The organism is Streptomyces sudanensis, from assembly GCF_023614315.1.
Classification (GTDB): Bacteria; Actinomycetota; Actinomycetes; order Streptomycetales; family Streptomycetaceae; genus Streptomyces; species Streptomyces sudanensis.
Window position 1 is genome coordinate 1,730,526 of the sequence record NZ_CP095474.1, and the last position, 12,764, is coordinate 1,743,289.

The following is a 12,764-nucleotide window of genomic DNA, read 5'->3' on the forward strand; positions in this document are numbered from 1 at the left end:
CCCGTCAGGGTCCCGCCCCCACACCGGAAGGGTGCCGGCCGCAGGAGGAAGACCCGTGGTCAGCGGCCCGTTCGGTGCCACCCGTCGAACCGGAGCAGCACCCGTACCAGACGCCACACCCCGGCCACGGCTCCGAGCAGTGCGCCCCCCGCCACCACGCCCTTCTCCGCCGGACCGGAGAGGCCGAGGGCCAGGGCGAGAACCCACGCCGCGGCGAAGACCACCCCGGCCAGCAGGGCGGCGGTCACCAGGGCGAAGACGATCTCCACCGTCATCGCGTCCTTCTCCCACCGCGACTCACGCCCCCTGTCCACGGGGTGAGTCTCCCATCACGGCCACACCACCGCGCCCGCGCCCGGCCGCCGACTCCCGCGGGCGGCTCGACCACCGGTCGGGACGGCTTCCGGAGGGCGCCGTGGCGCCGCGGGGTTTCCCGGAGGGTTTCCCGTCGCCCGTCCCGAAGGGCGACAGGAGGGTGCTCGACGGGGCGGGCACCGGTCGGCAGGCTGCTGCCCGACCACCCACTTCCGACGGAAGGTTCCCCATGTCCCGGTGGAGCAGCCTCATCCGCGCGTTCCTCGCGTTGCCCCTCCTTCTCCTCCTGGCGTCGGCACCGGCCGCGGCCCGGGCGCCCGTCGCCGACCGCACCGGCGCGGCCGCGGCCGCCGAGGGCGGCTGCCGCCCCCTGGCGCCGGGCGCGTCGGCGGCGGCCGAACGGGCCGTCGCCGTCGCCTGCGCGCAGGTCGCCGCCGGTGTCTGGTACACCTGGGGCGGCGGCCACGGCCCGCAGCCGGGCCCGACGTACGGACAGGTCGACCCGACCGACCCGGCCAGCGAACACGACCCCGAGCGCCTCGGGTTCGACTGCTCCGGCCTGGTCCGGTACGCCTACGCCGAAGCCGCCGGCGCGGACATCCTCGACGGCGTCGCCAGCCGGCAGTTCTACACGCACCGCGCCGCCCAGCGGTTCACCGCCGCCCAGGGCCTCGCGCCGCTCCTCCCCGGCGACCTGCTGGCGTGGGGCACCTCGCAGGACCTCCACCACATCGCCATCTACCTGGGCGGCGGGAAGATGGTCGAGGCCCGGCAGTCCGGTACCCGGCTGATGGTCAGCGACGTGCGCCTGGACAGCGGCTACTTCGGCGCCCTCCGCGTCAACACCGGCGCGGTGACCGGCCACATCCACCAGACCTGGGGCAGCGGCGTCTGGACGAAGGCCGAGCCGTCCCTCCGGGCCGCGCGCGTGTACGCCTTCCCGTACTCGACGACCATCCGCGTCCAGTGCCAGAAGCACGCGGAGGAGGTCACCTCCGAGGGATACACCAACGACGCCTGGTCGTACCTGCCCGACTACCGGGCCTGGGTGACGAACATCTACATCAAGGGACCGGCCTGGCTGGACGGGGTCCCCACCTGCACGTTCTGACCGGCCGGTCCCGCCTCGCGGCCGTGCGCCCCGGCCCCGCCCCGGACGCGCGGCCGCGGGGCCGCCGCCTCTTCGCGGGGAGCCGTCCCGGCCGGGCGGCGGGTGTGCCAGGGTGGCCGCATGACGTGGAACGGTGAGGACTACCAGGCCCGGCTCGACCGCATCGCCGCGGAGGGCGGCGACATGCACGGGGAGGCCGTGCTGGTCCGCTCCTTCTCCCCCGGCACGGTCCTCGACGCGGGCTGCGGCACGGGGCGGGTGGCCATCGAACTGGCCCGCCACGGGATCCGGGTGGTGGGCGTGGACGCCGACGAGTCGATGCTCGCCACCGCCCGGCGGCTGGCGCCGGAGATCCGCTGGTACCGGCGCGACCTCGTCGGACTCGACCTCGGGGAGTCGTTCGACGTGGTGGTGATGGCGGGCAACGTCCCCCTGTTCACCCCGCCGGGCACGGAGCCGGAGCTGGTGGCCGGCGCGGGCGCCCACGTCCGGGCGGCCGGGCACCTCGTCGCCGGCTTCTCCCTGGACCGCGGCTACTCGCTGGACGACTACGACGCCCACTGCCGTGCCGCCGGGCTGGTCCTGGAGGACAGGTACGCGACCTGGTCCCGGGACCCCTACACCGGCGGCGCGTACGCCGTCTCGGTGCACCGCCGCCCCTGAACGAAGGCCAAGCCCCCGGCGGCCCCCACCACGGCGCCGCGCGGGCGGCCCCGGGCCGAGGGGGGGTGGCCGGGACCGCCCCGCGGCCCGTACGGAAGGAGTCCGTCCGGAGCGCGGCGACACGGCCCGCACGGCCCGGCCCGTCCTGTTGGACGTGTATACCAACGTGTTCTCAAGGACGCCCCGGCGGCCCGTGACCCGACGAGGGGCACGGGCCACCGTGCACTCCACGCTCCTCCCCCGCCTCCTGCGGCACCCGCCCGGCCACGGCGGCCGCGTCGTGCTCCCAGCTCCCGGCTCCCGGCTCCCGGCTCCCCACCCGCATTACGGCCTCGCCACGTCACGGGCATGGAGACAGGATCGACAGGGGCCGTGGGCCCCGGTTCCAGGGCAGGTTCACGAGTTCGGGATGAGGACGAAGCGGCGGTTCGTGAGCGATGGCGCCGACTCGTCATCACCCGGCGCCCTCTGGTCCATTCGACAGCCGTTCCCAGCCGTTCACAGCCGTTCCCTTCAGGTGCCGTCCTCCACGCGGAAGTCGTAGTAGTGCTCGCCGCCCACGAGGACCGAGGTGACATGGACGGGCAGGCCCCCGGGGGTGCGGGGTACCTCCTGGGAGGTCTGGCGGGTGAAGCCCAGCGAGACGCCCGGAATGAAGGGGTACTCGGGTTCCGTGCGGTCGACGGTCCAGCCGCGCTCTCCCGCCTTGCGGAAGAGGTCCTCGGCCGGGGTGGTGAAGACGTCGTCGCCGTCGAGGAGCACGCGTACGTCGGTCCGGCGGCCTTCGCCGGGCCACCACAGCTCGACCGCCGTGACGACCCCGCCGGAGTCCTCCAGGAAGATGCTGACCCCGATCTCCCGGCACGCCGTGAAGATCTTCTCCGGCGGCCTGCCACCCGGGGGCGCGACTTCGGGCGTCCCCCAGGGCGCGACGGCGGCCAGGGCTTCCTCGGGGGTCATCCCGAGGCGGACGGGCCCGGCAGCGCGGGGCGGGTCCAGGACGAAGTCCATCGAAGTGGTTTCCCTTCTGGGCTACGGCTATTTGAGGATGTCGTAGTCGATCGTCCAGCCGCGCTTCCCCGGCATCTTCCGGAACTTCCTGTCGTTCTGAAGGCTGTCGATCATGTCGTTGACGTGCTGGTCGTATGTGGTCCCGAAGTTCTCCCGAAGCTCGTCGACGTCCATCTTCGTCGCCTTGTCCCGGCGGCCGACGGGGACGACGAAAAGGCGCAGGAAAACCATGAACTGCGTCGTACGGTCGCCATCCTGGAGGAGGCCGTCCGCGCCCTCCTGGACGGTCGACTGCCTCTGCCGGGTGCGTCGGCGGACTGAACGGGCCGCCGCCCGGTGTCCGGCCCCCCGCCCTGCGACCCCGGTGCCCGGCCCCGGCCGGCACACCTGCCGCTTCCCCTCTGGTTCGAGGTGGACCGCTCCACCATCATCCGCGCCACCAGCGAGGTACGGCCTCTGCTTGCCGGGTGAGGACGCGCGGTGAGCTCCGGCCTTCGACTGCGGACCCTGGCAGAGGCCGTCGACCACCTCGGCGCCGATGGGAAGACCGGGGTCATCGGCGGCACCGGGATCCGGGCCCGCCGGCCGGGCACCGGACGCAAGGGCCGAGACACGCTCGTCTCCGGCAAGAACGAGCAGAACGCGGTCAAGACCCTGATCGTCGCGGACAGCGACGACCAGGTGCTGTTCCGCAGCCCGGCCGAGCCCGGCAGCTGCGCGGACGCCACCCGCGCCCGCCGACCGGGGCCGGTCAGGCTCCTGGCCGACGGACCCGCGCTGGAGATCCTCGCCGATGCCGACCGCCAGGGCCTGGGCGCCCAGACCGGCGGCTGGGTGGTGACACCTCCGCACCGCACGTTCAAAACCCCCCGCCTGGTACGAGGAGACATACGAGCGGCAGCGCAAGGCGCACTCCCCACGGCGGATCCGGGTCGAGCACGGTATCGCCCACTCGAAGAGCCGGCGGGCCCTGGCCCACCGTCTCGGCCGCCGCGGGCACATGAGTCACACCGTCCAGGCCGTCACCCGTCCGCTGCCCCACCAGCAGACCGCGGACCTGGCATCGGCACGACCGGTGCGAACGCCAAGCCCCATCGCGGTTCCCGACGCCTCCCTGTCTACCGTGCACAAGCTCGTCAATCTCGCGCGGCTGAGGTGGAGCCATCCGGCGGGTGAGGGCGGCGGTGTCAGGTTCGGTTCGCTTGCTCCCAGGCATCGCGAATTTCGCGCGGGATCCGTCCGCGCATGGGTACGTCGTAACCGTTGTCCCGGGCCCACGCGCGGATCGCCCCGGCGTCGACGGGTTCCTGCGAGACGATCGGTTCGGGCTTCCACAGGACCGGGCGCGCGGGGTGGAACTCCAGCGGCGGGTCGAGGAGGTCGGACGGGAACTGAGGGACGCGGACGCGGCCGCTGAGCACGCCGACGAGGAAGTCCGTCAGCGTGCCGTCGTGGAGGTACCAGCGGGGGCCGCGGGCTTCGTTGACGGCGACGCGCCAGGCGTCCGGGTCGTTCTTCGGCTCGGTGATCCAGAAGATGTACTCCCCGTTGTCGGTCGAACCGATGACGAAGAGCAGGTCCGGATCGCAGGGCACCGGATGGGTGCCCTGGTCGTAGTCCTTGCGCAGATACGCCCGCACCCGTCCCGGTACGGGGCCCGTGAGGTGGGAGAACTCGGTTGCCCCGTGCGGATGGAAGACGCCGAGGTAGTCGCAGAAGTCGCCCGGGCCGTAGCGGTCGGCGAGTTCCTTGTAGTCCTGCGGCAGCGACATGCCCAAGGCCGCCTCGACGCGGTCCCAGCGGATACCCATCGGCGGGTTGGGCGGAGGGCAGATACGGATGAGAGAAGCGAGATCGGTCATTGGATTCCCTGGCGTCGTCGGAGCTGCCGTGCCGCGTGGTCGGGGTTGTCGAAGTGGGTATCCAGGCGGAAGCCGTCGGATCGGTCAACTTGCATGTGGATCGTCTTTGGTACCGAATCCGGCAGGTCATCGGTGTACTCGAGGTAGACGCCGTATCGGGCCTCGACCCCGAATCCTGGGCACGGGTTATGCGGCTGGCGTCAGCGTATGTGATGTCGTTCGGAAGGTGTTCTCGTAGGCGATCGGACTGCGGTGCCCCGGGCGGGAGTGGCGGTGTCGGGTGTTGCAGCGGTGCAGCCGGCGGAACGCGTCGAGGCGGGCCTCGCGCTCGCTGGACCAGTGCTCGCGGCCTTGGAGGGTCTCGTGTTTGAACGGCGCGTCGAAGGACTCGGCGAGCGCGTTGTCCGCCGAGTTGCCGACCGCGCTCATGGACTGGCGGACGCTCGCTGTGCGGCAGGCGTCGGCGAAGGCGGCGCTGGTGCGCCGGGTGCCGTGCTCGGTGTGCAGAACCGTTCCGGCGAGGCTGCCGCGGGTGAGCTCGGCGGCGGCCAGGGACCGGTGGAGCGCGACCGTGTCCGCCTTGGACTGCGGCGGATAGTCCTTCATGACCACGAGATGTCCGTTCCCAGATCCTCGGGATCCAGTGTCTCGTGTGTCCAGGATTCGGGGTCGAGGCCCCTGTCTCGAACTACTCCAAGATGTCGTCGTTCGAGTCGAACCGGTGGTCTTCCACGGGGAGCTGCGGGAAGTACTCATTCTCCGCCTCGCCGGTCAGGACGGAGAAAAGGAAGGAGGCGCACGAGGTGTCGTAGTGTTCCCATTCGGAACCTCGCCCCTCATTGAACATCACGGTCCACTCCCCCGGCTTCCGCTCCGGCCGGACCAGCCAGTACAGGTAGGCTCCGCTGTCTTCGACGTACGCCCAAGGGATGACCCGTGCGCCGGTGTCCCGGACCTCCTCGGGGACGGGCTCGCTCTGCCACAGGTTGGCCAGGACCTCGGCGCGCTCCGCGGCCGCGGCGACGAGTTCGTAGTCCTCGTCCGGGCACGCAGGGTCCAGGAGCCAGATGGTCTCGTCGAAGACGCCGCCGCCGTAGGTCTCGACCAGTTCCTTGTAGTCGTCGGGAAGCGCCGTGCCCATCGCCCGCTCGACGCCGCGCCAGTCACGGGAGCGCTGTGGGCCGGCGGGAGGGATGAGTGCGGTGAGGCGTTCCACGGCAGGATGCATGGCGGATGGCGCCCTTCTGTGCGGCTATACGCGTTTGGGGACGTTCATGACGGTGATGACGTTGGTTGGACTGCCGCCTTCGTACGGGATGAAGGTGAATCCCTTGTTGCTGCGGGCCTCGATGGTCAGGCCCGGGGGCATGACGTCGGTGTCTCGCCGGCCACCGCCCATCGCCGGTTCTCCGCATGGACCAGGGACGGGCTGTGGCGGCGGCTGCACCAGGCCGTCCTGGGCGAACTCGGCGCCCGCGGCAAGGTGGACTGGACCTCGGCCATCGTGAACGCTGCCTCCATCCGCGCGAAAAAGGGGGATCGCTGGCCGGGCGCAATCCGGTCGGCCGGAGCAAGAGCGGAGACAGCGCGGCTACGTACCGCCGCCTGACGAAGGGCTGATCGTCACGACCCGGGCCGGTCGGCCGCTGTCGCGCAGCCACTTCAACGACAAGTGGCGCGCGGCCGTCGAGCCGGCCGGACTGCCCGAGGGCACGCGTTTCCACGACCTCAAGCACTTCTACACGAGCCGCTTGGGGGCGGACGGCAAGTACGACCCGAAGACGGTCCAGGCGCTCTCCCGGCACGCGGAGTTCTCCGAGACGTGGGACACCTACGCGCACCCCCCTGTGGCTGTGCAGGGCGTGAAGGTGGACACGTTCACCGGGCTCTTCGGCGCCGGCGGACCCGGCGCCCCTGAAGCGCGGTACGGCACCCGGCGGCGGGTCGACGGCAGCGGGACGGCACCGACGACCGCGCGGCCGGCGGCGTCGATGCGGGACTTGACACCGACCGCACCGCGGGTGCAGGACTTTTCGATGCAACGAGGCGAACCATCGTGGCGCGAGGGTGAGTCGACCCGTGGAACGGTCTGCCCACCCAATTCGACCCCGATTCGACCCCGGAGCCGAAGGGCAGAGTGGTCACCCCCTCTGACCTGGGCCAGAGGGGTGCGACAGGACGAGCCGGGCTGTACGCCGGGTTCTGTGCCCCGGGACCTCGCGGTCGCCGGGGTGACGGCCATCCATCTAGGACCGGCGTTGCCGCCGGCCTCGTGCGGTCTACCCGCGGACTCGGGCGGGCAGCCCTCGAACGTCCGCGCAGGGCCGTCTTGCGACGGCCCCTCTTGACCTTGCTCCGGGTGGGGTTTACCGAGCCGCCCGGGTCACCCCGGGCGCTGGTGGTCTCTTACACCACCGTTTCACCCTTACCGAGGGCCGAGGCCCCCGGCGGTCTGCTTTCTGTGGCACTGTCCCGCGGGTCACCCCGGGTGGGCGTTACCCACCACCCTGCCCTGTGGAGCCCGGACGTTCCTCGGGAGGATCATGCGATCCCCACGCGGCCGCCCGCCCGGCTCGTCTGCCGTACCGACCATGGTACCCGCCCCGCCCGTGCGCTTGACCTTGCCGCGACGTCAACGTCTGTACTGGCCGCATGAGGATCGGAGAGATCGCCCGGCTCGCCGGTGTGAGCACGCGGGCCGTACGCCATTACCACCACATCGGACTGCTGCCCGAACCGCCCCGGCGCGGCAACGGCTACCGCGAGTACGCCCTGCGGGACGCCGTGCTGCTGGTGCGGGTGCGGCGGCTGACCGAACTGGGCCTGTCCCTGGACGAGGTGCGCGACGTCCTCACCGACGACGCCGGGCGCGAGCTCGTCGAGGTGCTGGAGGAGCTGGACGCCGACCTGGCCCGGCAGGAGGCCGGGGTGCGGGCGCGGCGGGAGCGGCTCGCGGAGCTGCTGGAACAGGCCCGCGAGGGGCGGCTGCCCGCCGAGGGGCCCGTCTCGCCCGAGCTGGCCGACCTGTTCGCGGACATGGCGCGGGTCAGCGCCGGGCTGGGGCGGCCCGAGCCCCGGGCGGCGGCGCTCGACCGGGAGCTGCTGACCCTGATGGAGTCGTCGTTCACCGACGAGAACGGCAGGCGGATGGTCGCCGCCATGCGGGGCGCCGTCGCCTCCCCGGAGGCGATGGAGCGGGCCTACGACCTGTACACGCGGCTCGACGAACTGGCCGGCGCCGATGCCGGCGACCCCCGGGTCGGGCCCGCCGCGTCGCTGCTGGTGGAGCTGCTGCCGGACGAGGTGGCGCGGCAGGTGGCCGAGGCGGGCCCGGAGGGGTGGCCGGGAGGCGGCGGGTTCGAGGGGGCGTTCCTCGCGGAGTTCTCCGCCGCCCAGGCCGAGGTGGTCCGGCGGGCGCTGCGGACGGTCGCCGAGCGGGTGGGCCGGGCCGGGGACGCCGGTTCGGATGGGGACGCCGGTTCGGGCGAGGAGCCCGGTTCGGACGGGGACGCCGGTTCGGGCGAGGAGCCCGGTTCGGGCGGGGACGCCGGTTCGGGCGAGGAGCCCGGTTCGGACGGGGACGCGGGCCGGGCCGGGGGCGCCGCGTCCGTCGGGCCGACGGACCGGGCGTCGGCAGCGGACCGGGGCGGGGACGGCACCGCGCCGGGCAGGGACGCGGGCCGGACACCGGCGACGGCGCCGGTGCCGGGGACCACCGGGAGTGCCCNGGCCGCGGGCCGGGCACGGAACAGGTGGACGGGGGGCGGGCGGTGAGGCGGCTGCTGCGGGGCGTCGCGTACGCCGCCCTGCCCGCCGAGGCGGGGTTCGTCGTGTGCCTCCTCGCGGGGGTGGCGCTCCCCGCGCCCGCGCTGTACGCGCTGGAGGTGCTGGTCGTCGCCACCGTGCTGCTGGACGCCGCCGTGTACCGGCGGGCCCGCCGCCGGGGGCTGCCACCGCGCGAGGCGCTGTACGAGGTGGTGCCGGAGCCCGTCGTACGGCTCGCCGGGCACGAGCTGGGGCTGATGGTGAGCCTGGTGCGGTGGGCGGGGCGGCGGCGGCACGGGGTGCGCGGGGGCGTGGAGGCGTTCGGGCACGCCCGGGACCAGGCGGCGCTCATGTACGGCTTCGCGTTCGTGTGCGCCGTCGAGGCGGTGGGGGTGTCCTGGCTGCTGTGGGACGTTCCCGTGGTGCACGAGGTGTTCCTGGTGCTCGACGTCTACACGGTGCTGTTCGTGCTGGGCGTGCACGCCGCGTCCGTCACCCGGCCGCACCTGCTGGACGGGCGGGTGCTGCGGCTGCGGCAGGGCGGCCACATGGACCTCGCCGTGCCGCTCGGCGCGATCGCCGCCGTACGGTACGAGCCGCTGTTCACGCACCGGAAGGCCGACGGCGAACTGGACCTGAAGGTCGGCGGGCAGACCTCGCTCACCCTGGAGCTCGCGTCGCCGGTCGAGGCGGTGGGGCTGCTCGGCGGGCGGCGGGAGGTGCGGGTCGTGCGGTTCCACGCCGACGACCCGCGGGCCCTGTACGCCGCGCTCAGGCGGGTGCGAACAGCGCCTTCTCCCGCCCCGGGTACGCCTGTGTGAGCCGTACGTCCAGCCGCTCCCCCAGGGGGAGCGGTGTCCCCGCGCCCTCCAGGCGGGCCACCACGGCCGGGTCCTCCAGGTGCACGGTGCCGACCGTCGGGTCGTCGTCCCGCACGTCGACGACCGTCCCGGCGAACACCTCGCCGACCCGGTCCATCAGGAGCGCCGACTCGACGATGTCGACGCACTCCCGCTCGACGCGGTTGGCGCGCCGCGAGCCCTCCGCCATCTCCGCCGGCAGCGCCGCCAGCGCGGTGCGCACCCACTCGGGCGGCTCGCGGCCCTCGACGGCGGCGACGCACAGCTCCCCCGCGTACCGGTCGACCAGGCGGCGCAGGGGGGCGGTGCAGTGGGTGTACTCGTCGGCGACGGCGGCGTGCAGGGCGAGCGCGGGCAGGTTGCCGTCGGTGAAGACGGTGTAGCCGGCGCCCCGCAGCAGCGCCGTGCAGTCCTGGAGGAACGCCGCGTGCCGGGGCAAGTTCGGGTCGAGGGTGCGGACCAGCGCGGCGTACGGGACGTGGTGCGGCCAGTCGACGCCGAGGGCCTTGGCGGAGCGCCGCAGCCGGGCCACGGCGCCGTCCGGGGCGGTCGGCAGGGTGCGCAGGACGCCGGTGCCCGCGGCGGTCATCAGGTCGGCCGCGGCCATGCCGGCGAGCAGGGAGATCTGGGCGTTCCACCCGTCGGCGGGGCGCGGGGCGCGGTAGACGAGCCGGTACGCGCCGTCCTCCTCGACGATCTCCTGTTCGGGCACGTTCAGGGAGACGCCGCCGCGCTGGACCTCCAGGTCCTCGCGGAGGCGGCCGATGTCGCGCAGCAGGGTGAGCGGTTCCTCGGCGGTGCCGGCGTCGATCCGCTGCTGCACGGTCGCGTAGTCGAGGCGGACGCGGCTGCGGACCAGGGCGCGGCCGACGTCGGTGGCGACGCGGCGCCCGTACGCGTCGAGGTCGATCCGCCACAGCAGCGCGGGCACGGTCCGGCCCGGCAGCAGGCTCGCGGCGCCCTCCGACAGGACGGGCGGGTGGAGCGGGACGCGGCCGTCGGGGAGGTACAGGGTGAGGACGCGGCGGTGCGCCTCCGCGTCGACGGCGCCGGAGGGCGTGACGAACGCCGCCACGTCGGTGATGGCGTAGTGGACGCGGTAGCCGCCGTCGGCGCGGCGCGCCAGGTGCATGGCCTGGTCCAGGTCGGTCGAGCCGGGCGGGTCGATCGTGAACAGCGGCAGGTCGGTGGCGTCCCGGCCGGGCAGGCGGGGGGACTTCGCGGCGGCCTCCGCCTCGGCGAGCGCGTCGGGCGGGAAGGCGCGGGGGATGTCGGGTCCGTCGCGCAGGGCGCGCAGGGCCGCCCGCAGGGGGGTCTCGGCGGCACCGGTCACGTGGAGTCGGCGTCGGGGCATACGCCGAGCGTAGGGCGCGGGGCGCCGCGCGTCACTTTGTACGCTGGCCCGGGCCGTGTCCCGGCCGCCGTCCGGACGTGAGGAGAACCACCGTGCTCGTGCTGTTGCCGCCCTCGGAGGGCAAGGCCGCCCCGGGGCGCGGCGCGCCGCTGGATCCGGGCGCGCTGTCCCTGCCGGGGCTGGCCGGGGCGCGGGCCGCGGTGCTCGCGGAGCTGGTCGGGCTGTGCGCCGCCGATGCGGAGAAGGCCCGCGAGGTGCTCGGGCTGAGCGAGGGGCTGCGCGGCGAGGTCGCGAAGAACGCCGCGCTGCCCACCGCCGGGGCCCGTCCGGCCGGCGAGGTGTACACGGGTGTCCTGTACGACGCGCTGGGCCTGGCGACGCTGGACGCGGCGGCGCGGCGGCGGGCGGGGTCGTCGCTGCTGGTGTTCTCCGGGCTGTGGGGCGCGGTCGGGGTCGACGACCGCATCCCGTCGTACCGCTGCTCCATGGGCGTGCGGCTGCCGGGGCTGGGGGCGCTCGGCGCGTACTGGCGCGGGCCCCTGGCGGAGGTGATGCCCGAAGCGGCCGGGGACGGGCCGGTGCTGGACCTGCGGTCGGCGGCGTACGCGGCGGTGTGGCGGCCGAAGGGCGAGGTGGCGGGGCGCACGGTGACGGTGCGGGTGCTGCACGCGCCGACCCGGAAGGTGGTCAGCCACTTCAACAAGGCGACGAAGGGCCGCATGGTGCGCTCCCTGCTGGAGTCGGGGGCGGCGCCGGGGTCGCCGGCCGAACTGGTGGAGGCGCTGCGGGACCTCGGGTACGCGGTGGAGTGCGCGGCGCCGGGCCGGGCCGGGAAGCCGTGGGCGCTGGACGTGCTGGTGGACGAGGTCCACTGAGCCCGCGGCCGGGGCGCGGCGGGTCCGGTGGGCGGCGGCCCTCCTGCGGCACGCGGCGGCCCCGGCGCCCCCGGCCGCCCGGCGCCCCCGGCGTACGGCGGGTCCGGGGGCGGCCCGGGGCGCGGCGGTCAGCGCAGGTGGGAGGTGTCGTTGAGGAGGCGGACGGAGGCGTTGCCGTCCCGGTAGTAGGCCACGGCCGACAGGGACGCGGCGGACAGCTCCATCCGGAACAGCGCCTCGGGCGGGGCGCCCAGCGCCAGCCGCACCAGGGTCTTGATGGGTGTCACGTGCGTCACCAGCAGGACCGTGCGGCCCGCGTGGCGTTCCGTCAGCCGGTCGCGGGCGGCGGCGACCCGGCGGGACACGGCCGCGAACGACTCGCCGCCGGGGGGCGCGGCCTTCGGGGAGGCGAGCCAGGCGTCCAGCTCGTCCGGGTAGCGCTCCCGCACCTCGGCGAAGGTCAGCCCCTCCCACGCCCCGAAGTCCGTCTCGCGCAGCCCGTCGTCGATCCGCACGTCGAGGCCGAGGCGCCCGGCGACGGTCAGGGCGGTCTGGCGGCAGCGCAGCAGCGGCGAGGAGACGACCTCCTGCACGGTGCCGCGCGCGGCGAGGGCGGCGGCGGCGGCCTCGGCCTGGCGCCGCCCGGCGGGCGAGAGTTCGGGGTCGCCGCCGCCGCTGCCGGAGAACCGCTTCTCCGGGGTGAGCGCGGTCTCCCCGTGCCGCAGCAGGACGAACGTGGCGGGCGTCCCGAGGTCGGCGGGCGCGGCCCAGCCGACGGGCGGCGTGGCGGGCGTCGCCGCGGCCCCGCCGTCGTCGGCGGACGGGGCGGGAGCGGTGGCGGACGGGGCGGGAGCGGTGGCGAACGGGGCCGGCTCTCCTGCGGGCACGGGCCCTCCCGCGGGCGCGGGCTCCACCACCGGCGCCGGGGCCGCGGCGCCGGTGGTGGAG

12 protein-coding genes, 1 other RNA gene and 1 pseudogene are annotated in these 12,764 nt (G+C 74.4%); 5 read left to right on the forward strand and 9 right to left on the reverse strand.

Annotated features, from left to right (window positions below; all coding sequences use genetic code 11):
* Window positions 1-59: 59 nt before the first annotated feature.
* Entirely contained in the window at window positions 60-314 is a 255-nt protein-coding gene (locus MW084_RS07995) for a DUF6332 family protein (RefSeq protein WP_010475853.1), read from the reverse strand.
* 230 nt (window positions 315-544) lie between these two features.
* Between MW084_RS07995 and MW084_RS08000 the strand changes: the two genes are divergently transcribed.
* Together MW084_RS08000 and MW084_RS08005 are read left to right on the forward strand one after the other, a co-directional pair.
* Entirely contained in the window at window positions 545-1,426 is an 882-nt protein-coding gene (locus tag MW084_RS08000) for a C40 family peptidase (protein WP_010475855.1), read from the forward strand.
* Window positions 1,427-1,546: 120 nt separating this feature from the next.
* Window positions 1,547-2,089, forward strand: a complete 543-nt coding sequence (locus MW084_RS08005; protein ID WP_010475857.1) for a class I SAM-dependent DNA methyltransferase — start codon at window positions 1,547-1,549, stop codon at window positions 2,087-2,089.
* 513 nt (window positions 2,090-2,602) lie between these two features.
* On the opposite strand, the gene MW084_RS08010 is transcribed toward MW084_RS08005, so the two are convergent.
* From MW084_RS08010 to MW084_RS08030, 5 genes are all read right to left on the reverse strand, one after another.
* The gene (locus MW084_RS08010) at window positions 2,603-3,100 is read right to left on the reverse strand and encodes a hypothetical protein (RefSeq protein ID WP_010475859.1); all 498 of its coding nucleotides are present in this window, start codon (window positions 3,098-3,100) and stop codon (window positions 2,603-2,605) included.
* Window positions 3,101-3,127: 27 nt separating this feature from the next.
* Window positions 3,128-3,331 (reverse strand): hypothetical protein, encoded by a 204-nt coding sequence (locus MW084_RS08015; protein ID WP_162471427.1) that lies wholly within the window; start codon window positions 3,329-3,331, stop codon window positions 3,128-3,130.
* Window positions 3,332-4,287: 956 nt separating this feature from the next.
* Entirely contained in the window at window positions 4,288-4,962 is a 675-nt protein-coding gene (locus tag MW084_RS08020; RefSeq protein WP_050986869.1) for an Lsr2 family DNA-binding protein, read from the reverse strand.
* A 186-nt stretch (window positions 4,963-5,148) separates the two neighbouring features.
* On the reverse strand, window positions 5,149-5,568 hold the full coding sequence (locus tag MW084_RS08025; RefSeq protein ID WP_158684380.1) for an integrase core domain-containing protein: 420 nt from the start codon (window positions 5,566-5,568) through the stop codon (window positions 5,149-5,151).
* Window positions 5,569-5,650: 82 nt separating this feature from the next.
* The gene (locus MW084_RS08030) at window positions 5,651-6,190 is read right to left on the reverse strand and encodes an SMI1/KNR4 family protein (protein WP_010475867.1); all 540 of its coding nucleotides are present in this window, start codon (window positions 6,188-6,190) and stop codon (window positions 5,651-5,653) included.
* Window positions 6,191-6,608: 418 nt separating this feature from the next.
* Here MW084_RS08030 and MW084_RS24530 point away from each other — a divergent pair.
* Window positions 6,609-6,746, forward strand: a pseudogene (locus MW084_RS24530) (tyrosine-type recombinase/integrase); the annotation flags it as partial.
* A gap of 391 nt (window positions 6,747-7,137) precedes the next feature.
* Here MW084_RS24530 and rnpB read toward each other — a convergent pair.
* Window positions 7,138-7,538, reverse strand: an RNA gene (gene rnpB / locus MW084_RS08040) — RNase P RNA component class A.
* A 76-nt stretch (window positions 7,539-7,614) separates the two neighbouring features.
* Between rnpB and MW084_RS08045 the strand changes: the two genes are divergently transcribed.
* The coding region (locus tag MW084_RS08045) for a MerR family transcriptional regulator (RefSeq protein WP_420833731.1) at window positions 7,615-8,689 on the forward strand (1,075 nt) is incomplete at its 3' end.
* 809 nt (window positions 8,690-9,498) lie between these two features.
* On the opposite strand, the gene MW084_RS08050 is transcribed toward MW084_RS08045, so the two are convergent.
* A complete protein-coding gene (locus MW084_RS08050; RefSeq protein ID WP_039830185.1) occupies window positions 9,499-10,941 on the reverse strand; it encodes an RNB domain-containing ribonuclease in 1,443 nt (480 codons plus the stop codon).
* Window positions 10,942-11,033: 92 nt separating this feature from the next.
* Between MW084_RS08050 and yaaA the strand changes: the two genes are divergently transcribed.
* Entirely contained in the window at window positions 11,034-11,816 is a 783-nt protein-coding gene (yaaA, locus tag MW084_RS08055) for a peroxide stress protein YaaA (protein WP_010476230.1), read from the forward strand.
* A gap of 128 nt (window positions 11,817-11,944) precedes the next feature.
* On the opposite strand, the gene MW084_RS08060 is transcribed toward yaaA, so the two are convergent.
* Window positions 11,945-12,764, reverse strand: an 820-nt coding sequence (locus MW084_RS08060) for a bifunctional RNase H/acid phosphatase (RefSeq protein ID WP_275563532.1), incomplete at its 5' end; no start/stop codon positions are given.